Source organism: Roseococcus sp. (assembly GCF_965227005.1).
Classification (GTDB): Bacteria; Pseudomonadota; Alphaproteobacteria; order Acetobacterales; family Acetobacteraceae; genus Roseococcus.
On sequence record NZ_CBDDFJ010000036.1, the window covers coordinates 293675 to 320061 of the forward strand.

The 26387-nt window shown below is 70.7% G+C and carries 23 protein-coding genes; 13 read left to right on the plus strand and 10 right to left on the minus strand.

Going from position 1 to position 26387, the window contains the following annotated elements; genetic code table 11:
• Positions 1-144 precede the first annotated feature (144 nt).
• Both ACO057_RS18770 and ACO057_RS18775 read left to right on the plus strand, forming a co-directional pair.
• Entirely contained in the window at positions 145-888 is a 744-nt protein-coding gene (locus ACO057_RS18770; protein ID WP_421994286.1) for an HD-GYP domain-containing protein, read from the plus strand.
• Positions 889-894: 6 nt separating this feature from the next.
• Entirely contained in the window at positions 895-1836 is a 942-nt protein-coding gene (locus ACO057_RS18775) for a sensor domain-containing diguanylate cyclase (RefSeq protein WP_421994288.1), read from the plus strand.
• Here the strand turns inward: ACO057_RS18775 and ACO057_RS18780 are convergent, their stop codons facing one another.
• From ACO057_RS18780 to ACO057_RS18790, 3 genes are all read right to left on the minus strand, one after another.
• Entirely contained in the window at positions 1837-2697 is an 861-nt protein-coding gene (locus ACO057_RS18780; protein WP_421994290.1) for an isocitrate lyase/PEP mutase family protein, read from the minus strand. It lies immediately after the preceding gene.
• A gap of 70 nt (positions 2698-2767) precedes the next feature.
• Complete coding sequence (locus tag ACO057_RS18785; RefSeq protein ID WP_421994292.1) at positions 2768-3265, minus strand: hypothetical protein; 498 nt, start codon at positions 3263-3265, stop codon at positions 2768-2770.
• The gene (locus ACO057_RS18790) at positions 3262-3792 is read right to left on the minus strand and encodes a hypothetical protein (RefSeq protein WP_421994294.1); all 531 of its coding nucleotides are present in this window, start codon (positions 3790-3792) and stop codon (positions 3262-3264) included. The genes ACO057_RS18785 and ACO057_RS18790 overlap by 4 nt, the downstream gene beginning before the upstream one ends.
• Positions 3793-3959: 167 nt before the next feature.
• On the opposite strand from ACO057_RS18790, the gene ACO057_RS18795 reads away from it, so the two are divergent.
• From ACO057_RS18795 to ACO057_RS18805, 3 genes are all read left to right on the plus strand, one after another.
• Positions 3960-5045, plus strand: coding sequence for an alpha-hydroxy acid oxidase (locus ACO057_RS18795; RefSeq protein ID WP_421994296.1), 1086 nt, complete (start codon positions 3960-3962; stop codon positions 5043-5045).
• Positions 5046-5176: 131 nt separating this feature from the next.
• A complete protein-coding gene (ggt, locus tag ACO057_RS18800; protein ID WP_421994298.1) occupies positions 5177-6868 on the plus strand; it encodes a gamma-glutamyltransferase in 1692 nt (563 codons plus the stop codon).
• Between the two features lie 22 nt (positions 6869-6890).
• Positions 6891-8465, plus strand: a complete 1575-nt coding sequence (locus ACO057_RS18805; protein ID WP_421994300.1) for an ABC transporter substrate-binding protein — start codon at positions 6891-6893, stop codon at positions 8463-8465.
• Between the two features lie 19 nt (positions 8466-8484).
• On the opposite strand, the gene ACO057_RS18810 is transcribed toward ACO057_RS18805, so the two are convergent.
• Positions 8485-9114, minus strand: coding sequence for a class II aldolase/adducin family protein (locus ACO057_RS18810; protein ID WP_421994302.1), 630 nt, complete (start codon positions 9112-9114; stop codon positions 8485-8487).
• A gap of 18 nt (positions 9115-9132) precedes the next feature.
• Positions 9133-9741: a glutathione S-transferase family protein gene (locus tag ACO057_RS18815; protein ID WP_421994304.1), complete on the minus strand. Its 609-nt coding sequence runs from the start codon at positions 9739-9741 to the stop codon at positions 9133-9135.
• A 114-nt stretch (positions 9742-9855) separates the two neighbouring features.
• Here ACO057_RS18815 and ACO057_RS18820 point away from each other — a divergent pair, with 114 nt between their 5' ends.
• Complete coding sequence (locus ACO057_RS18820; protein ID WP_421994306.1) at positions 9856-11193, plus strand: caspase family protein; 1338 nt, start codon at positions 9856-9858, stop codon at positions 11191-11193.
• Positions 11194-11210: 17 nt separating this feature from the next.
• Here ACO057_RS18820 and trpE read toward each other — a convergent pair whose 3' ends face one another.
• Positions 11211-12713, minus strand: coding sequence for an anthranilate synthase component I (trpE, locus tag ACO057_RS18825; protein WP_421994308.1), 1503 nt, complete (start codon positions 12711-12713; stop codon positions 11211-11213).
• A gap of 1 nt (position 12714) precedes the next feature.
• Positions 12715-14598, minus strand: a complete 1884-nt coding sequence (locus tag ACO057_RS18830) for a peptidyl-prolyl cis-trans isomerase (protein ID WP_421994310.1) — start codon at positions 14596-14598, stop codon at positions 12715-12717.
• A gap of 106 nt (positions 14599-14704) precedes the next feature.
• Here ACO057_RS18830 and tpiA point away from each other — a divergent pair, with 106 nt between their 5' ends.
• A complete protein-coding gene (gene tpiA / locus ACO057_RS18835) occupies positions 14705-15442 on the plus strand; it encodes a triose-phosphate isomerase (protein ID WP_421994643.1) in 738 nt (245 codons plus the stop codon).
• A 40-nt stretch (positions 15443-15482) separates the two neighbouring features.
• On the opposite strand, the gene ACO057_RS18840 is transcribed toward tpiA, so the two are convergent.
• Entirely contained in the window at positions 15483-16634 is a 1152-nt protein-coding gene (locus tag ACO057_RS18840; protein WP_421994312.1) for a serine hydrolase domain-containing protein, read from the minus strand.
• A gap of 79 nt (positions 16635-16713) precedes the next feature.
• On the opposite strand from ACO057_RS18840, the gene secG reads away from it, so the two are divergent.
• The 3 genes from secG to ACO057_RS18855 all read left to right on the plus strand — a co-directional run bounded on the left by secG (position 16714) and on the right by ACO057_RS18855 (position 19300).
• The gene (gene secG, locus ACO057_RS18845; RefSeq protein ID WP_421994314.1) at positions 16714-17031 is read left to right on the plus strand and encodes a preprotein translocase subunit SecG; all 318 of its coding nucleotides are present in this window, start codon (positions 16714-16716) and stop codon (positions 17029-17031) included.
• Positions 17032-17149: 118 nt separating this feature from the next.
• Positions 17150-18784, plus strand: coding sequence for a CTP synthase (locus ACO057_RS18850; RefSeq protein ID WP_421994316.1), 1635 nt, complete (start codon positions 17150-17152; stop codon positions 18782-18784).
• 156 nt (positions 18785-18940) lie between these two features.
• Positions 18941-19300, plus strand: coding sequence for a hypothetical protein (locus ACO057_RS18855; RefSeq protein WP_421994318.1), 360 nt, complete (start codon positions 18941-18943; stop codon positions 19298-19300).
• On the opposite strand, the gene ACO057_RS18860 is transcribed toward ACO057_RS18855, so the two are convergent.
• The gene (locus ACO057_RS18860) at positions 19281-20462 is read right to left on the minus strand and encodes an O-antigen ligase family protein (protein ID WP_421994320.1); all 1182 of its coding nucleotides are present in this window, start codon (positions 20460-20462) and stop codon (positions 19281-19283) included. The two genes, ACO057_RS18855 and ACO057_RS18860, sit on opposite strands and share 20 nt — an antisense overlap.
• A gap of 10 nt (positions 20463-20472) precedes the next feature.
• On the minus strand, positions 20473-21867 hold the full coding sequence (locus tag ACO057_RS18865) for an aspartate aminotransferase family protein (protein ID WP_421994322.1): 1395 nt from the start codon (positions 21865-21867) through the stop codon (positions 20473-20475).
• Between the two features lie 114 nt (positions 21868-21981).
• Here ACO057_RS18865 and ACO057_RS18870 point away from each other — a divergent pair, with 114 nt between their 5' ends.
• The 3 genes from ACO057_RS18870 to ACO057_RS18880 are packed head-to-tail and all read left to right on the plus strand — an operon-like array spanning position 21982 to position 26320.
• Positions 21982-24273 carry a molybdopterin-dependent oxidoreductase gene (locus ACO057_RS18870; RefSeq protein ID WP_421994324.1) on the plus strand — a complete coding sequence of 764 codons (2292 nt, stop codon included), beginning with the start codon at positions 21982-21984 and terminating at the stop codon, positions 24271-24273.
• Positions 24270-25658, plus strand: a complete 1389-nt coding sequence (locus ACO057_RS18875; protein ID WP_421994326.1) for a PhoX family protein — start codon at positions 24270-24272, stop codon at positions 25656-25658. The genes ACO057_RS18870 and ACO057_RS18875 overlap by 4 nt, the downstream gene beginning before the upstream one ends.
• Positions 25655-26320, plus strand: coding sequence for a maleate cis-trans isomerase family protein (locus ACO057_RS18880; RefSeq protein WP_421994328.1), 666 nt, complete (start codon positions 25655-25657; stop codon positions 26318-26320). Before ACO057_RS18875 ends, ACO057_RS18880 begins: the two co-directional genes overlap by 4 nt.
• Positions 26321-26387: the final 67 nt, after the last annotated feature.

The following is a 26387-nucleotide window of genomic DNA, read 5'->3' on the forward strand; positions in this document are numbered from 1 at the left end:
CGGCCTCCTTCGCAGGGGCAATGCGCGGCCCTTGGGCGCAACATAGGCGGGGCACCACAGGAATGCACAGGTCACCGCACCACTTCCGCACGAGAGCCGCCTAGTGTTTTGCTGAGAGATACTGAGGCGAGGACGGAACTGGTGATGCCAAGCGAGTGCCCGGGCCAGACCGTTCCCGCCCCTCGAGGGCATGATACGGCGGAGGCGGTGGATGGCTTCGGCTCCTTCGGGGGCCTGGTGGTGGACGACTTCGGCCAACGCGTGGGCCTGGCCCTGGAGATGCGGGCGCGTCGGCTGATGGCGCGGCTGCGCCGGCACCACCCCGAAAGCGCCCTGCATTCCGCCCGCGTGGCCGCGATCGTCATGGGCATGTGGCGCAAGGCGCCGGCGCTGATGGGCGATGCGGAGACCGCGCTGCTCGGCAGCCTGCTGCATGACGTGGGCAAACTCTTCGTTCCGCGAGACCTCCTGATGTCGCAGGCGCTGCTCACGCCCGAACAGCGGGCGGTTGTCTGCGCCCATTCGGCGCTGGGGGCGAAGCTGCTGCTGCGCCTGGGCTTCCCCGAGGCCATCGCCGCCGTCGCCCGCGGCCATCACGAGCGCTGGTCGGGTGGCGGCTACCCGACGGGGCTGCCCGCGCAGGATCAGCCCTGGGTCGTGCGGGCGGTGGCCGTCGCCGATGCCTTCGACGCCATGACCGATCCCGGCCGGGCCTATCGCGCCCCGCTCGGCGGCGACGAGGCGCTGCGTGAGGTCGAGGCCTGCGCGGGCACCCATTTCGAGCCCATGGCCGCGTCGCTCCTGGCGGACAGCCTTGCCCGGCCGGCCGCCGATTGGAGCTGGCAGGAACCCGCGCGCTCCGATATGGCCGTCTTCGCCCTGCATTGAGCCCTCATGACTGATCGTCCGCCCCCTGAAGACGCGTTGCGGCGTGCCGCCAGTTCGTCCGACCGCACCGCCGTCCAGCCGGATTTCCGCGCGATCGTGGACAGCCTTCAGCATGCGGTGATCCTGACCGATGGCGATCTCGCGGTGCCGGGCCCGACCATCCTCTACGTGAATCCCGCCTTCACCCGGCTGACGGGCTATGCGCCGGAGGAGGTGATGGGCCGCAGCCCGCGCGTGCTGCAGGCCTCCACGACCGACCGCATCACGCTGCGCACCATTTCCTCGGCCCTGCGGCGGGGAGAGGGCGGGCAATGGAAGCTGATCAACCAGAGACGCGACGGCACGCCCTATTGGGTGGAGCTGCGCATCACCCCGCTGCTGGGGCCGGATGGCCGGGTCGAGCAGTTCGTCGCCTTCCAGCGCCCGACCCAGCCCGACATCGAATGGGTCGACACGGCCGGCGCGGAAGCCAGTCGCGATATGCTGACCGGCCTGCCCAACCGGCGCGCGCTGGTGGCGGAGGTGCAGCGCCACCTCGCGCGCGACGCCGCCGGGCAGCTCTGCTTCGCCTATCTCGGCATCGACGGCTTCCGCCAGATCAACGAGGCCGTGGACCGGCCCGTCGGCGATGCGGTGCTGCTGGCCTTCGCCGATGTCCTCTCGGGTGGCGTGCGGCGCAGCGACGGGCTGGGGCGGCTCGGCGGCGAGGAATTCGGCATCTGCATGCCGGGCATCCGGCTGGTCGAGGCGCGGGGGCTGGCCGAGCGGCTGTGCCGCAACGTGCAGGCCCAGCCCTTCGCCACGCCGGCCGGGCCGATGCCCGTCACCTGCAGCATCGGGCTGAGCATGGCCCTGCCGGGGGAGAGCCTGGGTGATCTGCTGGAGCGGGCCGATGCCGCCCTGGCCGCGGCGCGGCGGCAGGGCGGCAACGGCGTCGTCGTCGGCTGATCAGTCCAGATAGGCTTTCATCGCCTCGGAGTAGGGCTCCTCGCGCGTCCAGCGGGCCATCGCGCCCTTCTCCGGCAGGCCGGTGAGGGCGGAGGGCGAGACGCCGTCGCGCAGCGCCTTCAGCGTCGCATGGATCGCCTGGGCGGCCGCCTGGCTCGGCGCGTGGCCTTGCAGCGCGATGCGCACGCCGCGGCTGGCGAGGTAGTCGCGATCGGCGATGGCGGGCGTGAGCGTGCCCAGGATGAGGGGCTGCTTCGCCACCTCGGCCGCCGCGTCCAGCTCCTCGCGCGTGGTGACGCCGGTGAGGAAGAGGCCGTCCGTGCCCGTGTCGTTATAGGCGCGGATGCGGGCGAGGCAGTCGTCCCGCGAGGTCATGCTCATCGCGCCGGTTCGCGCGAGAATGCACAGCGAACGGTCGACGCGGGCGGCCACCGCCGCGCGCATCTTGCCCACGCCCTCCTCGATGGAGATCAGCCGCGGCTTGGCTGCGCCGTAGGGGCGGGGAAGCTCGGTGTCCTCGATGGACATGGCGGCGATGCCGGCCACCTCCAGCTCCTCGACCGTGCGCCAGACATTGAGCGCATTGCCGTAGCCATGATCCGCATCCACCGCCAGCGGCAGCGAGCCCGCGCGCGTGATGCGGCGGCATTGCTCGGCGAATTCCGTGAGGGTGATGAGGATGTGGTCGGGCGCGCCGAGGATGGCGAGCGAGGCGGTGGATCCGGCGAACATCCCCAGCTCGAAGCCCAGCTCCTCGGCGATGCGCGCGGAGAGCGGGTCGTGCACGGAGGCCGGATGGACGCAGGCCTGGCCCTCCAGGACGGCGCGGGCGCGCAGGCGGCGTTCAGTGACGGTCTTCATATGGAATTTCCCCTCAGATGGCCTGCAGTCTCGCGCGCAATGCGAATTCAGGCGAGGGGGCGAGGGCTCGCTATTGCAGCGCGCCCCAGCGTTCCACGGCGGGCTCCGCGCTGGCCCAGCGCCAGCGCTCGCCCTGGCGGCAGATCTGCGCCGCGAACCAGTCGCGCGTCAGCGCCTCGCCTTCGCCGTCCACGACCGAGAAGACGATCTCCCGGCAGGGCGCCAGCGGATTGTCGATGGCGCGGACCATGTGCACCTCGCCCCGCTCATTGCCGATGGGGATGCTGTGGCGGATCTCCCAGGGCGCGCGCGCGCCCGGCGCCAGCGGGCCGGCGGCGGTGGCGATGGCGTCCTGCACGGCATTCTGGCGCGAGCGACCGAAGTATTTGACCGCGTAGTCGGCCGCCGCCGTGACGCCGAGGCCGATCGCCACTCCCACGCCCGGATTGGCCGTGCCCGCGCCGCTGATGATGGCCGCGCCCGCCCCCGCGATCTGCGGCGCGGCCCGCACGGCATCGCAGCCGCCGAGCAGCCCGGGCAGCAGGAGCAGCGCCGCCAGGCGCCTCATTGCAGCGATCCCCAGCGCTCCGTTGCGGGCTCGGCGCTGGCCCAGCGCCAGCGCGTGGCGTCGCGGCAGATCATGGCCGTGTAGAAGCTGCGGACCGGCTGGCGGTCCTCGACCTTGTCGACCGAAAAAATGATTTCGCGGCAGGCGAAGACGTCGTTGCCCAGGACGCGCGTGACGACCACCTCGCCCTGCTCGCTGGGCTCGATGGGGATGCTGTGGCGCACGACCCAGGAGCCGACCTGGCCGGGCGCGAGGCCGCCGGCCGCCGCCGCCACGGCGTTCTGCGCGTTGCGATGCACCCGGCGCTGCGCGTATTGCAGGCCGGCGCGCGCGCCGGCCGCCACGCCAAGGCCGATGCCGGCCGCCACCGTCGCATTGCTGGTCGCGGCCGTTGCGATCGCCGCGCCCGCCACACCCGCCCCCGTCTCCGTGCCCACGCCGAGCAGCGAGCCGCAACCCGACAGCATCGGCGCCAGGAGGCCGAGCACCAGCAGCCGTCCACGGCGGGTTTCCGATTTCGGACGCATTTGGCCACCTTCCCCTCGCGGCGATCCGTCAGATCGATCCGAATCGCGGCGCATGCATTCTATCCGCTCCGCGCGCCGCGCCGGAACCCAAGTCGCGTCGGCCGGGCATGTTCACGCCTCCGGCGAAACGTCCTAGCGTTCCGTCCGACGAATGGGAGAGAGACATCATGGTCAGTGACAACGAGGGCCGGTTCCTGGTCCTGCACGAGTTCGTGAAGGCGGCGAAGAACAAGCTCAGCCCGAACATCTGGGACTACCTGGTCGGCGCGACCGAGACCGAGACCACGCTGCGCCGCAACCGCATGGCGATCGACACCGTCGCGCTGCGCCCGCGCGTGCTGAACGATGTCTCCAAGGTCGATGCCAGCGTGGACTTCTTCGGCCACAAGATCCGCCTGCCGGTCTTCTGCGCGCCGGTCGGCTCGCTGGAGAGCTTCGAGGCCGGCGGCGGCGCGAGCGTGGCCAAGGGCGCGGGCGCCTTCGGCGTGCCCTACATGCTGTCGAGCGTGAGCCAGCCGGGCCTGGAGGCCTGCGCCGAAGCCGCGACCGGCCCCAAGATCTTCCAGCTCTACGTCCGCGGTGGCGACGAATGGGTGGACGGGATCGTCGAGCGCGCCATCGCCGCCGGCTATGACGCCTTCTGCCTGACGGTCGACACCGCCCATTACAGCCGCCGCGAGCGCGACATCTCCAAGCGCTTCATCAAGACCTGGCGCGCCGCCAATACCGGCATGGACCACCAGGCCGCGCTCTCCTGGCGCGAGGTGAAGCGCTTCAAGGACAAGTACAAGATCCCGCTGATCCTGAAGGGCATCGGCACGGGCGAGGACGCGGCGATCGCCTGCGATCATGGCGTGGACGTGGTCTATTGCTCCAACCATGGCGGGCGGCAGCTCGACGGCGGGCGCGGCTCGCTCGACATCCTGCCCGAGATCGTGGAGGCCGTGGCCGGCCGCGCGAAGATCATGGTGGATGGCAGCTTCACCCGCGGCACGGATCTCGTGAAGGCGATCGCGCTCGGCGCCGACTGGGTCGGGCTGGGACGGCTCTATCTCTACGCCCTCGCCGCGGATGGTGCCGCAGGCATGCGCACGATGTTCGAGATCCTGGAGGACGAGACGACCAAGGCGCTCGGCCTCACGGGGGTGAACAGCTTCGCCGAGCTCAATCGCAGCCACGTGCATCTCGGCGCGCCGCCGGTGACCATGCCGCACGTGCACAGCGCCTTCCCGCTGCTGGGCGAGGGCTACTGAGGCCAGGCGATCGCGGCAGGCGCCTCACCGGAGGGGTGGGGCGCCGTCTCGGGAACCGGCCGGTCGGCGTCTTTGAGCTTCGGCTTCAAGCCTGATAATGACTCGCCGGACATGTTCGAGAGCGATGCCTCATGACTGATTGGCGCCAGCGCGCGGGAACCACCTTCACGCCCGAGAAGGCGCCCGTCACCGCCGAGGGCGGCATGGCCGTCACCAACCATCCGCTCGCTTCCGCGGCGGCGGCCGAGATGATGGCCGCCGGCGGCAATGCCATCGACGCGACCGTCGCCGCGCTGTTCACACTGACCGTCGTCGAGCCGATGATGGTCGGCTTCTTCGGCGGCGGTGTGGCAATGATCCGCCTCGCGGACGGCACCATTGTCGCGCTGGACGGGCTCTCCACCGCGCCCGCCGCCGCCACGCCGGACATGTACCGCCCCATCGCGGACACCTGGCCCGACTACATGCAGACCGAGGGCCGCGCCAATCAGGTCGGCGCATCGTCCGTGGCCGTGCCGGGCACGCTCAAGGCTTGGTGCGAGGCGCTGGAGCACTACGGCACCATGCCGCTGGAAGCGGTGATGGAGCCCGCCATCCGCCACGCCGCGCGCGGCTTCCGCGTGACGCATTATCTCGCCTCCTGCATCGCCGAGACGGCGCCCGACCTCGCGAACGACCCCGGCCTGGCCGCGATGTTCCTGCCCGGCGGCAGGCCGCTGGCGGAAGGCGCGTGGCTGACCATGCCGGACTATGCCGCGACGCTGCGCGCCATCGCGACGCACGGCCCGGCCCATGTCTATGGCGGCCCGCTCGGCCAGACGATCGTCGACGAGCTGCGCGGGCGCGGATCGACCATGGCGCTGGGCGACCTCGCCGCCTATCGCACCGAGACGCGGCAGCCCGTGCGCGGCACCTATCGCGGCGTGGAACTCGTCGGCCCGCCGCCGCCCTGCTCGGGCGGCGTGCATGTGATCCAGATGCTCAACCTGATGGAGGGCTTCGACCTCCGCGCCTCGGGCTTCGGCAGCGAGGCCACGCTGCATCTCGTGCTGGAGGCGCTGAAGATCGCCGCCGCCGACCGCCGCGCCGCCACCGCCGATCCCGCCTTCGTGGACGTGCCCGTCGCGCGCCTCATCTCCAAGGCCTATGGCGAGGAGCGGCGGCCCGAGATCGACACGACGCGCGCGCAGGAATTCGGCTCGCGCATCCTGAGCAATGAATCGGCCAACACCACGCATGTGACCATCGCCGACAAGCTGGGGAACATCGTCACCTCGACGCAGACGATCAACTCGCTCTTCGGCGCGCGCATCATGATCGCGGGCACGGGCATCATCCCCAACAACTACATGTATCTCTTCGATCCGCATCCCGGCCACGCGCTCTCGCTGCTGCCGGGCAAGCGGATCACCAGTGGCATCTCGGCGATGATCGGCCTGAAGGACGGCGCGCCCTATTTCGCGGTGGGCCTGCCGGGCGCGCATCGCATCCCCTCGGCCGTGTTCCAGTTCGTGCTCAACCTCGTCGAGCATGGGATGAGCCTGCAGGAGGCCGTCGAGGCGCCGCGCGTCTTCACCCATGGCCCTGATGCCGAGGTCGAGCGCGGCTTCCCCGCGACCGTGCATGCGGCGCTGCTCGCAAAGGGGCATCCTGTGACCGCGACGGACCATGTCGCCGGTGGCATGGGCGCCATTCTCTTCGAGGGCGCGCGCATGACCGGGGCGTCCTGCTGGCGCGCCGACGGCGTTCCCATGGGCCTCGGCGGCGGCCTGGCGCGGAAGGGCACGTCCTTCTGGCCGGATCCGCGCCGGGCCCGCACCTGAAGCTTTCCAAGGAAGTCACCTCATGAACAACACCCGCCGCCATCTCCTCCAGGGCAGTGGATTCCTGGCCACGGCGCTGGCCGCGCCGGCCCTGCATGCCCAGCCGCGCAAGACGGTGAAGGCGGTGATGCACGCGACCCTCGGCGTGCGCGATCCCTATGCCACCACGGCCTATATCACGCGCAACCACGGCTATCTGGTCTACGACACCCTCTTCGCCATGGACGCGCAGAACCGGCCGCAGCCGCAGATGGTGCAGGACTGGAGCGTCTCGGACGACCGCCTGACCTATGAGTTCCGCCTGCGCCCCGGGCTGAAGTTCCATGACGACGCGCCCGTCACGAGCGCCGACGTCATCGCCTCGCTCACCCGCTGGATGCCGCGCGACGCCATGGGCAACCGCCTGCGCGCCGTCCTCGACCGGCTGGAGCCGGTGGACGACACGCGCTTTCGCCTCGTGCTCAAGCGCCCCTACGGTCTCGTGCTGGAGACGATCGGAAAGCCGGGCGGCCCGGTTCCCTTCATCATGCCCCGGCGCATCGCCGAGATCCCCGCCGACGAGCGCATCTCCGAGGTGATCGGCTCGGGGCCCTTCCGCTTCAAGGCCGACGAGTACCGCTCGGGCGACCGCGTGGTCTACGAGAAGTTCGCGGGCTACGTGCCGCGCAGCGAGCCGGCCTCGGGCCTGGCGGGCGGCAAGGTCGCGAAGGTGGACCGTGTGGAATGGCTGGAGATCAGCGATGCCCAGACGGGCGCCAATGCGCTGCTCTCGGGCGAGGTCCATGTGATGGAGAACGTCCCCTCGGATCTGATGAGCCTGATGCGCCGTAACCGCGACGTGGTGCTGAAGCCGCGCGGCCTGGGCAACTTCCTGCTCATGCGCCTCAACAGCGCCCAGGCGCCCTTCAATAACCGCAAGGTGCGCCAGGCGGTCATGATGGCCGTGAACCAGCAGGACTTCCTCGACGCCCAGATCGGCGACGCCACACTGGCCACGCGCTGCCTCTCGGTGCTCAGCTGCGAGTCGCCCTATCTGGCGCAGAACATCGGCGGGCCCGGCGCCAATATCGAGCGCGCGCGCCAGCTCCTGCGCGAGAGCGGCTATGCCAACGAGAAGGTCGTCATCCTGCACCCGGCCGACCTGCCCTCGGGCAGCGCGTTGGCGCCGATGGCCGAGCAGCTTCTCCGCTCGATCGGCATGAATGTGCAGGTCGACACGATGGACTGGAACAGCCTGCTCGCCCGGCGCAACCGCAACGTGCCGGTCTCCGAGGGCGGGTGGAGCATCGCCTGGGGCATCTGGACCAATCTCGACCTGATGAACCCGCTGGTGAACCTCAACCTCGATGGCCGTGGCCCGCGTGGCTATGTCGGCTGGGCGGACAGCCCGGAGATGGACCGGTTGCGCGACGCCTTCTCCTTCGAGACGGATGCGGCCAAGCAGCAGGAGATCGCGGCGCAGCTGCAGCGGCTGTCGAACGAGGAGGCCTTCACCATCCCTCTCGGCGGCTACAAGGTCGTGACCGGCCATCGCCGCAACCTGACCGGCGTGGTGGCCGACCAGATGCTGGTCTTCTGGAACATGGAACTGGCCTGAGGCCAGGCCGGCGGGCGGCTCAGCTGAGCCGCCCGTATCCCCCGAACTGGGCCGTGACGGCGACCATTTCCTCCGCCGTCAGCAGCACGGGCTCCAGCCCGGCCTGCAGCAGGTCCAGATATTCGGCCGCGAGATTCTCGACCTCGCGCGCCAGCGTCTCGGCCGCGGGCAGTCCCGAGCCGATCGCGACCACGCCGTGATTGGCGAGCAGGCAGGCGCGCCGCCCGGCCATCGCGACCACCGCGGCCTCGGCCAGCTCCTGCGTGCCGAAGGTGGCGTAGCCCGAACAGGCGATGTCGTCCCCACCCGCCAGCGCGATCATGTAGTGGAAGGGCGGCAGGCGCCGCCGCGCGCAGGAGAGCGCCGTCGCGCGCGGGCTGTGCGTGTGCACCAGCGCCTTGGCCTCTGGCCGCGCGGCATAGATCGCGGCATGCAGCCGCCACTCGGAGGAGGGGCGGCGATGACCCGCGATCACCGCGCCGTCGAGCGCCACTTCGACCAGATCCGCCTCGGTCAGCGCGGCATAGGGCAGGCCGGAGGGCGTGATGCGGAAACCGGCCTCGGTGCGCAGCGACACGTTGCCGGATTTGCTGGGCATGAAGCCCAGCGCGTCCATGCGACGGGCGCAGTCGATGAGGGCCTGGCTCATGCGCGCCGCATCCCCGGCCTAGGCCGCATCGCGCAGCTTGCGCGCGGCCAGCGCCGCCGGGCGGTTGAAGCAGCGCTCCAGCCAGGCCTTCACCCGCGTATGCGCCCCGAAGTCGAACTTGTTGCTCCACGCGCCGTAGAGCACCGAGGCCAGGTTGCAGTCCGCGATGGTGAATTCCGGCCCCACCATATAGGCCTCGGTCAGCTGCCCCTCCAGCACGTCCAGCCGCGCCGTCACGCCCGCGGCGCCGGCCGCGGCCTGGCCGGGATCGCGATCCTCCTGCGGGCGGATGTATGCGTTGTAGGCCCATTGGCCGGCCGAGGGCTCGACCTCCGTCGCGGCCCAGAGCGTCCATTGCAGCACGCGGCTGTAGTCGTCGCCCGAGGGGGAGAGCGGCGCGCCCACCTTCGATGCGATGTGCAGGTTGATCGCGAGGCTCTCGAAGAGCACCAGCTCGCCATCCTCCATCGCCGGGATCTTGCCGTTGGGATTGAGCTTGAGATGCGTGGCCGACTTCACCGGTGCGCCGAAGCCCACGGGCACGATCTCATAGGCCAGGCCGGACTCCTCGGCTGCCCAGATGCAGCGGAAATTGCGGCTCTTCGGCGTGCCGTAAAGCTTGAGCAAGGGCGTCCTCCCGTGGTGGGGCCCGATGCGTCGCCCGCCGTGGATGACTGGACATGAGCTCCGCGCGAAGCCTAGCGTTTCGCCGGGCCGAGACAAAGACGCCGGGGAGACGAGATGCGCCGATTCATCCTGCTCGCGGCCGCCCTGATGCTCTGGGGCGGCGCGGCAAGGGCCCAGCCTTCGTCGCAGGCAGCGGCGCCGTCCGAGACCATCGCCCGCCGCGTCGCGCTCGTCGTGGGCAACGGCGCCCATGCCCATCCGGCACGGCTTTCGACCGTGGTCAGCAACGCGCGGCTCATGGCGCGAACCCTGGCCGCGTCGGGCTTCACCCTGGTGAGCGGCGGGCCGGTCGTCGATGCGGACAAGCGCGGCTTCGAGGCGGCGATCGAGGAATTCGGCCGCCTGGCGAGGGGGGCCGACATCGCCGTCTTCTACTTTTCCGGCCAGGCCCAGCAGCATGACGGCAACAACTGGCTGGCGGCGCGTGACAGCGGCCCGGTCGCGCGCCCGGCCGATCTGGAATCCGGCTTCGTCGATGTCGGCGAGGTGATGCGGGAGCTCGAGGCGGCGCAGCCCCGGCTGTCCCTCGTCGTGCTGGACGCCTGCGAGCGCAACCGCGCCGGCCTGTCCCCGATGCGCGCGCCGCGCGGAACGATCGTCGCCTTCGCGAATCAGCCGGGGACCGCCTTGCAGCACGATCCGGCCCTTCGCAACAGCCCCTATACGGAGGCGCTCGTGGAGGCGATGCGCGTCCCGGGCCTGGAGCTCATGCAGATGTTCAACGAGGCGTCGCGGCGCGCGATCGACCGCACGAATGGCGGGCAGGAGCCCTGGCTGGCCGTCTCGCCGGTGCGGGGCGATTTCGTCTTCACCGACCGCGATGCGGAGGCCCCGGCCCCCCCGGCACTCGCGGTCGCCGCGCAAGACCCCAACTTCACGCTGGTGAATTTCGCCGGCCGCCCGGTGCGGGAACTGCGCGCCTCGCTCGCCCATGAAACGCTCCTGGGGCCGGATCGCCTCGGCACCCATCTGCTCCAGGCCGGCGAGCGCTTCCGCCTGATCTTCCCGCACGGGGCCGGCTGCCATGTCTCCGTCCGCGTCGAATTCGGCCAGGGCGCGCCGCCGAGCGAGATCCGGGACCTCGACACCTGCGCGGTCGACATGCTGATGCTGACGCCCCAGGGTCAGCTGATCCCCGCCAATCCGGATGTGCGGCTGGTCAATGAGACGGGGCGGGCGATCCAGCGGATCGAGGCCGCGCTCGCGAGCGACCGCAGCTGGGGGGAGGATCGGCTGGAAGGCAAGGCGATGGGGCCCGGCGGGACGCTGGACGTGCATTTGCCGCAGGGACTGACCTGCGACGTGGATATCCGCGCCCGGTTCGTCGATGGAACCAGCCGCGCCTGGTGGCGGCAGGACAGCTGCTCGGTGTCGCAGCTGCCCTTGCGTTGAGGCGCGCCGTCAGGCGATCAGCGATCGCCCGCCGCGAAGCGCACGGCCTCGTCGGCCGCGCGGAAGAGCGCCTTGGCCTTCTGGATGCACTCCTCGTGCTCGGCGCGCGCATCGCTGTCGGCGACGACGCCGGCGCCGGCCTGCACATGCAGCGTGCCTTCCTTCACCAGGGCGGTCCGCAGCGCGATGCAGACGTCCATATTCCCGTCCACGCCGAAATAGCCGACGCCGCCCGCATAGAGCCCGCGCCGCGAGGGCTCCAGCTCCTCGATGATCTCCATCGCGCGGACCTTGGGCGCGCCTGAGAGCGTGCCGGCCGGGAAGCCCGCCTGCAGCGCGTCCAGCGCCGTGAGGCCCGGGCGCATCTGGCCGCGGACCTCGGAGGCGATGTGCATCACCTGGCTGTAGCGCTCGATGCGGAACTGCGCCGTCACCTTCACCGTGCCGATGGCGGCCACGCGGCCCACATCGTTGCGGCCGAGGTCGAGGAGCATGAGGTGCTCGGCCCGCTCCTTGGGATCGGCCAGCAGCTCGACCTCCAGCGCCGCGTCCTCCTCGGGCGTCGCGCCACGGCGGCGCGTGCCGGCGAGGGGACGGATCGTCACCTCGCCGTCCTTCGCCGAGACCAGGATCTCGGGCGAGGCGCCGACGGTGGCGAAGCTGCCGAAGTCGAAGAAGAAGAGATAGGGCGCGGGGTTGATCCGCCGCAGCGCGCGGTAGAGCGCGAAGGGCGGCAGGGCGAAGGGCGTGGAGAAGCGCTGGCTCGGGACGATCTGGAAGGCGTCGCCGGCGCGGATGTATTCGCGCGCCCGCTCCACCGCCGCCATGTAGCCCTCGGGCGTGAAGTTGGAGGTCGGCGCCTGGGTCGGCGGCAGGCGGGCCGGGGGCGCGGGGCGGGGCAGGGGACGCGCCAGCGCCGCCTCGGCCTCGTCGAGCCGCGACTGGGCGAGCGCCCAGGCCGTCTCGGCATCCTGCGCCTTCTCGGCCCAGACCGGGGTGATGAGGGTCAGCGCGTCGCGCACATGGTCGAAGACGGCGACGATGGTCGGGCGGATCATCACGCCGTCGGGAATGCCCAGCACGTCCGGATTGGTGTCCGGCAGGCGCTCCATCTGGCGCACCATGTCATAGCCGAGATAGCCGAAGAGCCCCGCCGCGATGGGCGGAAGGCCGGCCGGCAGTGGCATGCGGATGGCCTCGATGCGCCTGGCCAGCGCCTGGAGCGGTGGCAGCTCCTCGGGCACGAAGGCATGCGGCGCGGAGAGCGCGTGCGAATTGCACTCGGCGATGCCGTCGCGGCAGCGCCAGATCAGGTCGGGCGCGAGGCCGATGGCGGAATGGCGGCCGCGCGCTGCCCCGCCCTCGACGCTTTCCAGCAGGAAGGCATGCGGCTTGCCGTCGGCGAGCTTGAGGAAGGTGCCGACCGGGGTTTCCAGATCGGCCACGCGCTCACGCCAGAGAAGCTGCGACTGACCCGATTCCAGGGCGGCGCGAAAACTCGCAAAATCCGGTGACGTCATGTCATTCCCCGCCGGCGATCTGGTCGAGCAGGGCCGGGTTGATGCGCACATTGGCCCGCGCGCGGAGCGCGGCCTGGAACTGGGCCTCGAGGTCCTCGGCGATGGCCTGCGTCGTCTCGCTGCGCAGGGTGGTCAACGCCTCGGCCTGGCCGGCGAGGTCGGGCGCGGCGATCGAGAGCAGCTGCACCACCGCGAAGGATTGCGGCCGCTGCACCATGGTGGCGTCGGTGCCGCGCAGCTCGAAGACGGGGGCCAGCAGATCGCGCGGCATGGGATTGGCGCCGCCGGCCTCGCGGCCGAAGGGACCGAGCTCCTCGGCGGTCAGGCCCGCCTCGGTCGCGGCCTCGGCCAGGGTCTTGCCGGCGCGCGTGGCGGCCAGCAGCGCGGCCGCGACCTCCTCCTGGTGGCGGCGGCGGGCATCGGCGAGATAGGCGGCCGTCACCTGCTCGCGGATCGTGTCCAGCGGGCGCAGCGCGGGGGCCTGGATGTCGCGCAGCTCGACGGCCATGAAGCCCCACTCGCCCTCCTGCATGCGCGGCGCAGCGCCACGCTCGGCGCTGAAGATGGCGCGCAGCGCCGCGGCCTTCGCGGCGGCGGCGACGGGCAGCGCGGCCTCCGTGCCCTCGGGGGTGCGGCCATTGGCGTCGATCTTGCCGTCGAAGAAGCCGAGCGAGAAACGCTGCGCGGCCTCGGTGAGGGTGGCGCCGCCGGCCAGGGCGTCCTCGATCTGGCCCACGCGCTCGAAGGCCATGTCGGCCGCGCGCTCGGAGGCAATCTCCTGGCGCAGCTGGTCGCGCACCTCGTCCAAGGTCTGCGTGTGGCCGGCCTCGACCTGGCCGAGCTTCATCACATGCCAGCCGAAGGCGCTCTGCACCGGCGCGGAGACGGTCCCGGGCGCCAGGGCGAAGACGGCCTCGGCCAGCTCGGGCAGCGGCAGTTCGGCGCGGGTGCTGAGCGGCAGGGTGGAGGCCAGTCCGCCGGCCGCCTGGGCCGCGGCCTCGATGCCCGCCCAGTCGGCGTCGGCGCGCCAGCGCTCGGCAATCGCCTCGGCGGCCGCCTGGTCCTGCATCACGACCTGGAAGACCTGGCGCTTCTCGGGCGTCTCGAAGCGGGCGTGATTGGCGGCGTAGCCGTCCTCGACGTCGCGGTCGCTGACCTCGACCTCGCCCATGATCCGCGCGGCGTTCAGCGTCGCCACGGCCACGTCGCGGTATTCGGGGGTGGAGAAGCGGCTGGCATTGTTCTCGTGGAAGCGTTCGAGCTGGGCCTGGCTGGGCGCCTCGGGCTCCGGCGCGGAGGAGAAGGGCAGCTCCACCAGGCTCGCCGTGCGCTGCTGCAGGTTCCATGACAGCAGGCGATCGGCCAGGACCTCGGGCGTGGCAGCGCCGGCGCGGACGGCGCCGGCCAGCTGCTGGCGGGCGAGATCGGCGCGCAGCAGGGCCAGGAAGCGGGCCTCGGTCAGGTCGTTGTTGCGCAGGAAGCCGTCGAACATCAGGCGGGAGAAGCGGTTGTCGGGGCCCTGGAAGGCCGGGATCTGGAAGATATAGTCGCGCACCGCGTCGTCGGGCGCGGCGAGGCCCATGCGCGCGCCCTCCAGCCGGACCACGCGGTCGAGCACCAGGGTCTCCACGGCCTGCCCGGCGACGGCGCGGCGGATGGCCGCGTTGATCTCGATGCGGCCCTGAAGCTGACGCTGGACGCGCTGCAGCTCGCGCCGGGCGGCGTCCTGCGCCTCCTCGACGTCGATCTTCTCGCTGCCGACGCGCGCGATGGTCGTGTCGCGCCCGAGGTTGCGCAATGTGTCCTCGATTCCCCATGCCCCGAAGGACAGAATCAGGACAATGAAGAGAGCCTTCGCGAACCAGGTTCCGGCGAGGCGGCGCATCCAGGTGATCATCTTCCGCGCATAGCCCTTTGGCGGGCGGTTGCCAAACGGCCACGTGGAATGCTTGATCGGCGGACAGAAAAGGATCGGGCCGATGACGCCGGGAATTCGTCCGCTGATCGCGGGCAATTGGAAGATGCACGGCAACCTGCGCGAGGCGGTGCGCCTCGCCGAAGGGCTGCGCGAGGGGGTGGATGGCGTGGACCTGCTGGTCTGCCCGCCCTTCGTCCACCTCCATCCGGTCGCGGTGGTGGCGCTCGGCAGCCGCGTCGCGGTCGGCGCGCAGGACTGCCACGCGGCGGGCAAGGGCGCCCATACCGGCGATGTGAGCGCCGCCATGGTGCGCGACACGGGGGCCACGCATGTGATCCTCGGCCATTCCGAGCGCCGGCAGAATCATGCCGAGACCGATGCTTCGGTGATGGCCAAGACCGAGGCGGCGCTGGCCGCCGGCCTCATCCCCGTGGTCTGCGTGGGCGAGACCGAGGCCGAGCGGCTGGCCGGCCGGGCCGAGGCGGTGGTGACCGAGCAGCTCGCGGGCTCCATCCCCTATGGCTTCATCACGGCCGGCGGGATCGTGGCCTATGAGCCGGTCTGGGCCATCGGCACCGGCCGCACGCCGACCGAGGAGGAGGTGGCGGCCATCCACGCGACCATGCGGCATGCGCTGGTCGAGAGCTTCGGCCCGGCGGCGCGCACCACGCGGCTGCTCTATGGCGGCTCGGTGAAGCCGGGCAATGCCGCGGGGATCTTCGCGCTGGAGCATGTGGATGGCGCGCTGGTCGGGGGCGCGAGCCTCGTCGCGGCGGACTTCCTGGCGATTGCGCGGGCGGTGCCGGAGTAGCTCCGGCCCGCTCCGACCGAGGGGGTGCTGACGCGCCCCCTCACAGCGCGGCGTAGACGCCCGCCTCGAACTCCCCGAAGAGCTCCAGCACCGCCGGATCGGCGAAGGGCATCAGCTGCGCGAGCAGCACGCCCGTGACGCCCGAGGCCGGGTCGATCCAGTAATAGGTGTTGTTGATCCCGCCCCAGGCGAGGCTGTTCGCCGCGCGCCGTCCCGGCACCCCCGCCGTGTTGAGCAGGAAGCCCAGCCCCCATTGCGTCGGGATGCCGGGGAAGAAATCCGCAACGTTGGAGCGGCCGGGGAAATGGCTCGCCGGCAAAGGCGCGACCTCGATCCCGCCGACCTGGTTGCGGCCCATCTCGGCCACCGTTTCCGGCGCCAGGATCCGCACGCCGTCCAGCGTGCCGCCCTGGAGGAGCATGCGGGCGAAGCGCAGATAATCCGGCCCCGTGCCGAAAAGTCCGCCGCCGCCGCCCTCGACCTCGGGCGTCTCCGGCGGGTCGAAGGGCGTGGGCGCGAGCGTGCCGTCCGTCCCGCGCTGATGCCGCCCGGCGAGTCGCGACCGCCACCCGGCCGGTACCGCGAAGCCCGTATCGGTCATGCCGAGCGGGCCCAGGATGCGCTCGCGGAAATACTCGCCCAGCGTCAGGCCGGACACCGCCTCCACCACCTGGCCCACGAGATCGGTGTTGATGCCGTAGCGCCAGGCCGTCCCCGGATCGAAGAGCAGGGGCAGGCCCCGTGCGCTGCGCCGCGTGCGGGAGAGGCCGGCCACCTCCATGTAGCGGTCGATGGCCGGGTCCCAGGAATCATAGCCATAGCCCGCGGTATGGGTGAGCAGATGGCGCAGCGTCACCGCCCCGCGCGCCGGGCGCAGGATCGGCTGGCCGGCGGTATCGAAGCCCTCGAGCACCTGCGGGTCGGCCATCTCGGGCAGCACGACCGAGGCGGGGTCGTCGAGTCGGATCCGCCCCGCCTCCACCAGCTGCATCGCCGCGACGGAGGTGACCGCCTTCGTCATGGAGGCCAGGGCGAAGACCGTGTCTGCGGTCATGGGCGAGGGGTCGGCCAGGCCGCGCACGCCATAGGCGCCCTCGAACACTGTCCCGTCGCGCGTCGCGGCCAGGGCGACCACCCCGGGCACCCGCCTTGCTTCGACGGCGGCGCGGAGCCTGGCTTCGATCGTGTTCATTCCCGGCGGTTTCCCCTGTCAACCCATTGGCAAGGTCACTCTGGCCTTGGGCGCGGCGAAGGGGTAGAGGGTGGCCAGCATGTCCACGATCCTCCTCATCATCTTCCTGATCGTCACTCTCGCGCTGATCGGGGTCATCCTCGTCCAGCGGAGCGAGGGAGGCGGCCTCGGCATCGGCTCGTCCCAGGGTATGGGCAACTTCATGGGGGGGCGCGGCACCGCGAACCTCCTGACGCGCACCACCGCCATCCTGGGCACGATCTTCTTCGTGATGGCCCTGTCCCTGGCGCTGCTGCATCGCGGCGCCTCGCAGCAGGGTCGCTCGATCCTGGATGCGGCCCCGCCGGCCGCCACGGCCCCGGCCGTTCCCGCCTTGCCGGCCGTTCCGACGAACTGAGGCCCGGGTCGGGCCGTCGCGAATCGGCAAGCGATTCCGTCAGCCGGCAAACGCCTTGGCAGGGTTGCGCCGATAGGGGGTTGTTCGGTCACCCCCCCTATCGCTAAGACGAACTCCCATGGCGCGGTTCGTATTCATCACCGGCGGCGTGGTCTCCTCGCTTGGCAAGGGCATCGCAGCGGCTTCCCTCGGGGCCCTTTTGCAGGCGCGCGGCTATCGCGTTCGCCTGCGCAAACTGGACCCTTATCTCAACGTAGATCCGGGGACGATGTCCCCGTATCAGCATGGCGAGGTCTTCGTGACCGATGACGGGGCCGAAGCGGACCTCGATCTCGGGCATTACGAACGCTTCACCGGCGTACATGCCAACAAAGCGGATAACTGGACGACGGGACGCCTCTATTCGGAGGTGATCGCCAAGGAGCGGCGCGGGGACTACCTCGGCGCCACCGTCCAGGTCATTCCCCACATCACCGATGCGATCAAGGAAGCGGTCGTCGCCGGCACGGATGACTACGACTTCATCCTGGTCGAGATCGGCGGCACGGTCGGCGACATCGAGTCGCTGCCCTTCCTGGAGGCCGTCCGCCAGCTCGCCAACGAGCTCGGCCCGACGCGCAGCCTCTTCATCCACCTGACGCTGGTGCCCTACATCCCCTCGGCCGGCGAGCTGAAGACCAAGCCCACGCAGCATTCCGTGAAGGAACTGCTGGGCATGGGCATCCAGCCGCAGATCCTGCTCTGCCGCTGCGACCGGGAGATCCCGGAGAACGAGCGCCGCAAAATCGCGCTCTTCTGCAACGTGCGGCCCGAGAACGTCATTCCCGCCTACGACGCGAAGAGCATCTATGCCGTCCCCGCCAGCTACCACCGCGAGGGGCTGGACCGCGAGGTGCTGCGGCACTTCAACCTGAGCATCTACGGCGACCCGAACATGGGCAGCTGGAACAACATCATGGAGCGTATCAGCTCGCCCGAGGGCGAGGTGACCATCGCGGTCGTGGGCAAGTACACCGGCCTGCTGGATGCCTATAAGTCGCTGAACGAGGCCCTCGCCCATGGCGGCATCGCGCACAACATGCGCGTGAAGCTCGATTGGGTGGACAGCGAGATCTTCGAGAAGGAGGAGGGCGAGGTCGTCCGCCGGCTCGATGGCGTCCATGGCATCCTGGTTCCCGGCGGCTTCGGCGAGCGCGGGACGGCCGGCAAGATCGAGGCCGTGAAGTTCGCCCGCGAGCGGAAGATCCCCTTCTTCGGCATTTGCTTCGGCATGCAGATGGCGGTCATCGAGGCCTCGCGGAACCTTCTCGACATCCCCGGTGCCTCAAGCACCGAGTTCGGCCCCTGCGTCGAGCCCGTGGTCGGGCTCATGACCGACTGGACCCGCGGCAATGAGCGCGAGAAGCGCTCGGAGGGCGGCGATTTGGGCGGCACCATGCGCCTGGGCGCCTATCCGGCCGTGCTGACCGAGGATTCACTGGTCAGCAAGGTCTATGGCAAGACCCGGATCGAGGAGCGCCACCGGCACCGCTACGAGGTGAATGTGGGCTATCGCGAGCGGCTGGAGACGGCCGGGCTGCGCTTCTCGGGCATGTCGCCCGACGGGCTGCTGCCGGAGATCGTCGAATATCCGGACCATCCCTGGTTCATCGGCGTGCAGTTCCATCCGGAACTGAAGTCCAAGCCCTTCTCGCCCCACCCGCTCTTCGCGGGCTTCGTGGGCGCGGCGGTGAAGCAGGCGCGCCTGGTCTGAGGCGCTTCGCCGGCCGGGGGAACTCGGCCGGTGCCCTTGCAGATCGCGGGAATTCACCCCGGATTTGCATGAAATTTCATTGCGATTTCCGTTCGAACTCTCCCATCTTCTTGCCCCCGGCAGGCCAAGGCGGCCTGGCCATGGGAGGCTGAGGGAATGCAAAGACGAACCGTGTTCTTCGCCGCGCCGGCGCTGCTCCTGTCGCGTTCTCTTCACGCACAGCAGCACTGGCTGATCGGCACCTGGGAAGGTGAACTCGTCGGCAGCCGGAGCAGCGATTCGCGCCGGGTCCTGCGCGTCTCGGCCGTCGATGCGGCCGCCGGCACGGCCACCGGACGATGGGGCCGGGGTGATCCCATGACGATCCGGCTCAGTGGCAATACCGTGCGCTTCTTTACGTCGGACAACCTCCCGGTCGAGATGACCCATACCGCGGCCGGCACATTGGAGGGCACGATTCAGCAGAATGATTCGGGACGACGGCCGCCCTTTTCGATCACGATGACGAAGCGCTGACGGACCGAAGCCGCGTCACGGTGACGGCCGCCAGAAGCACCGCCGCCACCCACCAATATTGCCAGGCGCCGTAGCTCAGCATGGCGATGACCAGGCCCGCGGCATAGGCGCCGCAGGCCGCGCCGCCCGTCGCACTCAGGGCCAGCATCGCCAGCAGCATCGCCATCAGCGCCGCGCCGACGGCGCCCAGCTCCAGCCAGCTCTGCAAGGCGAGATTGTGCGGATGCAGCGGCAGGAGCTGCGCCGAGGCGAACCAGGCCGATTGCGCGGTCAGGCCGAAATCCGCCAGCATCGCCGCATCCGGATGGCCCGTGCCGCCGGGAACGGCGCGGCTCGCCTCCATGCCCCAGCCCAGCAGCGGGCGTTCGGCGACGCGATCGGACACGAAATCCCAGATCAGCAGGCGATGCGCGGCCGAGGGCGGCAGCCTGCCGGCATCCAGCGGCAGGAATGCGCCCAGCGCCCAGGGCAGCGCGAGCACCAGCACCATTGCGGTGGCCGCGAGTGCCGCGCGGGTCGCCCGGAGCACGAATTGCCCGGCGAGCCCGGCGCCGAGCCCGGCCAGCACCGCGAGCTTGGCGCTATCGCCCGGCAGCATCAGCACCAGCGCCCCGCCGATCAGGCCCAGCGCCACGCGCGGCCAGAGCGGCAGGCTGGGCGCGAAGACGGCGAGCGGCAGCAGCAGCGCCAGCACGGCCCCGGCATTCTTGAGCCCGAAGGAGAGGGTGACATCCCAGGCCGGCAGCCCGCGCACCGTGCCGCGCAGGAGATTGCCGCTCAGATGGTCGAAGGCCGCCGCCGCGATTCCGATCGCGACGCCGATGGCGGCCGCTCGGGGGATCAGCGCGGAGGGCGGCTCGCGCCGCAGCGCATCCGCCGCCAGGAGGGCCAAGGCGAGCGAGATGCCAAGCCGGGCCGCGCCGTCCAGCGCGCGGCCGGCCTCCGGCGCCCAGAGCGCGGAGAGGGCCATCCAGGCCAGCAGCGCCACGGCGGGCCAGGCCAGCCGTGGCAGGGCCGAGGGGCGCCATCCCCGCAGCCAGCCCAGCACGACGCAACCCGCCATGCCGGCCAGCGCGATCGGCGCCATCACCCGGTTCTGCAGAACCACCGCGAAGGGCGCGACGGCGAGGGCCGCCGCCAGCGCCCAGTTCGGAGCGATCATCCGCGGTGGATCAGACCGCGGCGATGCTCTCGCGGCGCAGCTGCACCGAGAGCTCGTCCAGCGCCTTGCCGAAGCGGTCCATCATGTCGACGATCTCTTCCTCCGTGATGATCAGCGGGGGCGAGAAGGCGATGCCGTCGCCCGGAAGGGCGCGCATGATGAGTCCGTGGCTCTCGGCGATCTTCGAGAAGCGCGGGCCGATCTTCTGCGCCGGGTCGAAGGCCTTCTTGGTGGCCTTGTCCGCCACCAGCTCGATCGCGGCGATGAGGCCGATGCCGCGCACCTCGCCCACCATCGGATGGTCGGCGAAGCGGCTGCGCAGGCCGGCCTGCATCACGGGGCCGACCTTCTTCACATGCTCGACGATCTTCATCTCGTCGTAGATCTTCAGCGTCTCGACCGCGACGGCGGCTGGCACGGGATGGCCCGAATAGGTGAAGCCATGGCCGAAGGTGCCGATGGTCGCCGAGCCGTCCGCCAGGCCCTGGTAGACGCGGTCGTTGATCATGACGGCCGAGATCGGCAGGAAGGAGGCGCTGAGCGCCTTGGCGCAGGTCAGGATGTCCGGCTGGATGCCCATGGACTGGCAGCCCCAGTACTCGCCGGTCCGGCCGAAGCCGCAGATGACCTCGTCGGCCACGAAGAGCACGTCGTGCTTCTTCAGCACGGCCTGGATCTTCTCGTAATAGGTGGCGGGCGGAACCAGCACGCCGCCGGCGCCCATGACGGGCTCGGCGAAGAAGGCGGCGACCGTCTCGGGGCCTTCCTCCATGATCATGGCATCGAGCGTCTCGGCGCAGCGGGTGGCGAACTGCTCCTCGGTCTCGCCGGGCAGGCCTTCACGGTAGAAGTGCGGCGTCATCGTGTGGAGGAAGCCGGGGAAGGGCAGGTCGAACAGCTTGTGGTTCGCCGGCAGGCCGGTCACCGAGGCGGCGGCGGCCGTGATGCCGTGGTAGCCCTTCAGGCGGCCGATGATCTTCTTCTTCTCCGGACGCCCGACGGCGTTGTTGAAGTACCAGATCATCTTGATCGCGGTGTCGTTCGCCTCGGAGCCCGAGTTGCAGAAGAACACCTTGCTCATCGGAACCGGGGCGCGCTCGATGAGCATCTCGGCGAGGTCGATCGCCGGCTCGTGGCTGCGGCCGGTGAAGGCATGGTAGAAGGGCAGCTGCTTCATCTGCTTCGTGGCGGCCTCGACCAGGCGCGCATTGTCGAAGCCGAGCGAGGCGCACCAGAGGCCGGCCACCGTCTCGATGTAGGAATTGCCCTGGTCGTCGAAGACGCGGACGCCCTCACCTCGGGTGATCACCAGCGGACCGTTCTTCTCGTGAGCCCTGGCATCCGTCATGGGATGCATCAGATTCGCGATATCGCGGGCGGCATTGGAATTGCGCGGAGGGGTCATGAGATAGTGTCCTTGCAGGATCCTTACAGCCTACGCCGGCAAAGCCCTTCTTGGAACCCAATCCGTCCGAGCTCCGGCTTCGCGTCCGCCGAAATTACAGGCAATCTTCGTCCCATGACCGAGATCAAGCCGCACGCCGCCCATTGGGGCTTCTTCGACGCCGTCACGGAAAACGGCCGCCTCGTCGGCGTCCGGCCCTTCGCCCAGGATCCCGTACCGGCGTCGCTCATCGAATCCATGCCCGCCACGGTCCATAGCGAGGCGCGGATCGACCAGCCCTATATCCGCAAGGGCTGGCTGGAGGGGAGGCGCCGCGGCCATCTGCGCGGCGGCGACGCCTTCGTGCCCGTCAGCTGGGACCGCGCCATCCGCCTCGTCGCCGAGGAGACCGCCCGCACCCGCGCCGAGCATGGCGACGCCGCGATCTATGGCGGCTCCTATGGCTGGTCGAGCGCGGGGCGCTTCCACCACGCCAAGAGCCAGCTCCAGCGCTATCTCGGCTTGGGCGGCGGCTACAGCTTCTCGGTGAACGCCTATTCCTACGCAACGGCCCAGGCGCTGATGCCGCATCTGCTCGGCACCAACGAGGTCTTCCTCGGCCGGATGACCGATTGGTCGGCCATCGCCGGCAACGCGAAGCTGATGCTCTGCTTCGGCGGGCTCGCCGCCAAGAACGGCTATGTCACCTCGGGCGGGGCGGCCAATACCTACGGGACGAATATGCGCGCGGCGGTCGCGGCGGGCGTGAAGATCGTGAACATCTCCCCCTATCGCGCCGATACCGAAGAGGCGCTGGCCGCCGAGTTCATCCCCGTCCGCCCGACCACGGACACGGCGCTGATCCTGGCGATGATCCAGCACATCGTGAGCCTGGGGCGCGAGGACCGCGCTTTCCTGGCCACCCATTGCGTGGGCTGGGACCGGCTGGCGCCGACGCTGACCGACAAGACGCCCGAATGGGCCGAGGGCCTCACCGGCATTCCCGCCGCCACCATCCGCGAGCTGGCGGAGCGCTGCCTCGCCCAGCCGGTCATGCTCACCGCGTCCTGGTCGCTCCAGCGCGCGGATTACGGCGAGCAGCCCTATTGGGCGCTGATCGCTTTGGCCGCGGTGCTCGGCAATATCGGCAAGCCGGGGCAGGGGGTGGCCTTCGGCTACGGCTCCTCCGGCGGCATGGGCAATCCGCGCAAGGAGATGCCGGGCATCTCGCTGCCCGCCTCGCGCAATCCGATCAGCAGTTTCATCCCCGTGGGGCGCATCACCGAGCTGCTGGAGCGGCCCGGCGGCACGCTGCCCTATAACGGCCGCACGCTGAACCTGCCCGACGTGCGCATGATCTTCTGGGCCGGCGGCAATCCCTTCCACCATCACCAGGATCTCAACCGCCTGCTGCGCGCCTGGTCGCATCCCGAGACCATCGTGGTGCAGGAGCCCTGGTGGACCGCGCTCGCCCGCCATGCCGACATCGTGCTGCCGGCGACCACCACGCTCGAGCGCAACGACATCGCCCACTCCTCGCGCGACCGCTTCATCCGCGCCATGCACCAGGCGATCAAGCCGATCGGCCTGGCCCGCAACGACCACGACATCCTGGCCGATCTCGCCGATGCCGGCGGCTTCCGCGACCGCTTCACCGAGCAGCGCGACGAGGGCGCCTGGCTGCGCCACATGTACGAGCGCTGGCGGCAGGCCTGCGCGCGCCTGGACTTCGAGACCCCGGATTTCGACACCTTCTGGGCGCAGGGCCATGTCGAGATGCCGGTCGTCGGGAAGGCCGACGCCTTCACCCAGTTCGCCGCCTTCCAGCAGGATCCCGAGGCCAGTCCGCTCGACACGCCGTCGGGCAAGGTGGAACTGTTCTCCGAGACCATCGCGGGCTTCGGCCATGCCGATTGCCCCGGCATGCCGACCTGGATGGAGCCGCGCGAATACCTGGGCAACGCCGCGCCCGGCGAACTGCATCTGCTGAGCTACCAGCCGCCGACGCGCCTGCACTCCCAGCTCGACCCCGGACCCATCGCCGCGCGCGACAAGATCCAGGGCCGCGAGCCCCTGGTGATCCATCCGGAGGACGCCGCCGCGCGCGGGCTGCAGGCCGGGCAGATCGTCCGCGTCCACAACACGCGCGGCGCCTGCCTCGCCGGCATCCGCCTCGACGACCGCCTGGCGCGCGGCGTGGTCCTGCTCGCGACCGGCGCCTGGTTCGACCCGCTCGAGCCCGGCGTGCCCGGCAGCCTCTGCGTTCACGGAAATCCGAACGTGCTGACGGCCGATATCGCCACCTCAACGCTCACCCAGGGCATGTCCGCGCAATCCTGCCTCGTCCGCATCGAGGCCTGGGAAGGCCCGCTGCCGCCGGTGCGCGCCCATGTGCCCCCGCGTATCGAGGCGGAGCTGCCGGCATGATCTTCCGCCGCGCTCTTCTCGCCGCGCCGGCGCTGCTGCCGGCGGTGGCCGCCGCGCAATCCGCCTTTCCCCTCCTCCAGGACGACAGCGTCGCCCCCGGCTTCCGGCGCGGCGTGCTGATGCGCTGGGGCGACCGCGTGACCTTCGACGCTCCGCCCTGGGATCCGCGCACGGTCGATGCCGAGGGCGCCGCGGCGCAATTCGGTTGGGACGGGCGCATCGCCGGCCTCGTCATCCCGCCCATGGCCGCCGACCGCGTGCCGCGCGGCGTCCTGGCCATCGCCCATCCCACGGTCGATCCCGCCATGGCCTTCCCCGGCGGGCTGGACCGGCCGGAGGTCGCGGCCAGCATGCAGGGCGCGTCCCTGCTCAATGTCGAGCTCCAGGCCGGGCGCTGGATCGTGATCGACGGCGGCTTCCAGTCGCGCCGGCTGACGGCCTCCACCCTCTGCCGCGCCGTGGGGCCGCTGGCCGCGGCGACAGGGGGCGCGCTGCGCGGCGTCGTCGCCGTGACCGGCGGCTGCGCCACGCCGTGGAACAGCCTGCTGCTGACCGAGGGCGACGCGACGCCCTGGATCCAGCGCATCGGGCTGAGCGATGCCGAGGGCTATGGCTGGCTCGTCGAGCTCGACCCGCTCGATCCGCAATCCATCCCGGTGAAGCACACGGCGCTCGGCCGTTTCCCCAAGTCGGACGCCGCCGCGGCCACGGCGCGCTCGGGCCAGGCGGTGGTCTTCGTCGCTGAGCGCGGTTCGGGCGGATATCTCTTCCGCTTCGTCTCCTCCGGCCCCGCGGCCGCCGGGGGCGCGCTGGAATCGGGCCAGCTCAGCGTGGCGCAGATCCAGGGCGGACAGCTCTCCTGGGTGGCGCTGGCCGATGCCGCCCATCCGCCCGAGGCCGCCCGCGCGGCCGGCGGCACGCCCTTCGACACGCCCTCCGGCCTCGCCTGGGATGCGAGCGGCAATCGCCTCGCGCTCTGCGGCGGGCTGGGCGTGATCTCCTTCCTGCCGGATGGCGGCGACCCCGCCGCGCCGACGATGACCCTGCGCCGGCATGATGCGTCCCGCCTGGGCGCGATACGTACCGTCGGCATCGATGCGCGCGGCGGGCTGCTGCTGGGCGCCGATACCGATGGCGTGGTCGGCCCCACGGCGCAGACGCTCTGGCTCATGGACGATCGCGGCGTGCGACCGATCTACGGTGCGGCGCGCGCGGCGGGGATCGGCGGGGCGGCCGTCTCGCCGGACGGGCGGGTCATCTTCACCCTCGCGCGCCGGCCCGGCGCGGAGCGGGGCGCGAGCTTCGAGCGGCCCTCCACGCGCTGGCCGGAATTCGAGCCGGGCGTGCCCCCGCGCTCGGCGCTGCTCTCGCTCGAGCGCGCATGAGGCTCTGCGGAGGCCGGATCCTCGCCACCATCACGCCCTCGGGCAATACGGTGGTGGAGGCGGTGACGCAGGCCTTGCTGCGCGACCGGCTGGACGTGCTGCCCATCTTCTCGCGCATTCCCGTGCATGGCGGCAGCGATCCTTTCCCCGATGGCTACGACCTGGAGAACATGCTTCGCGCGGCCGAGATGCTGAGCCACGCGAAGCCCGACGTGATCCTCTGGAATGGCAGCAAGGGCGGGGTGATCGGCCTGGAGCACGACCGCGATTTGTGCGCGCGGATCACGGCGGCGACGGGCATCGCCTCCACCACCTCGGCCCTCGCGCTGGAGGCGGCGATGGCGCGGAAGCGCGTTCGGCTCGGCCTCTGCACGCCTTATAATGATGCCTATCAACGCCGGTTGATCGAGGCCTTTTCCGCGCGGGGCTGGCGGGTCAGCGCCGAGGATCATCTCGGCCTCGGCGACAACCTCTCCTATGCGGCCGTGCCGCATGCCGAGATCCGCGCCCAGGCGGCGCGCGTCGCGCCGCATTGCGACGTGCTGCTGGGCTGGTGCACCAATTATCCGCTGCCCGTCATCGGTTCCACAATCCTGGGCAAGCCGGTCTGGGACGCGACGGTGCTGGGCGTCCAGGCGGGGCTGGAGCTGATGGCGATCTGAGAGGGAGAGGCGGCCGGGGGCGGGGGGTCGCCCTCGTCACGCGCCCCGTCTAGCCTGCGCGCCAGGA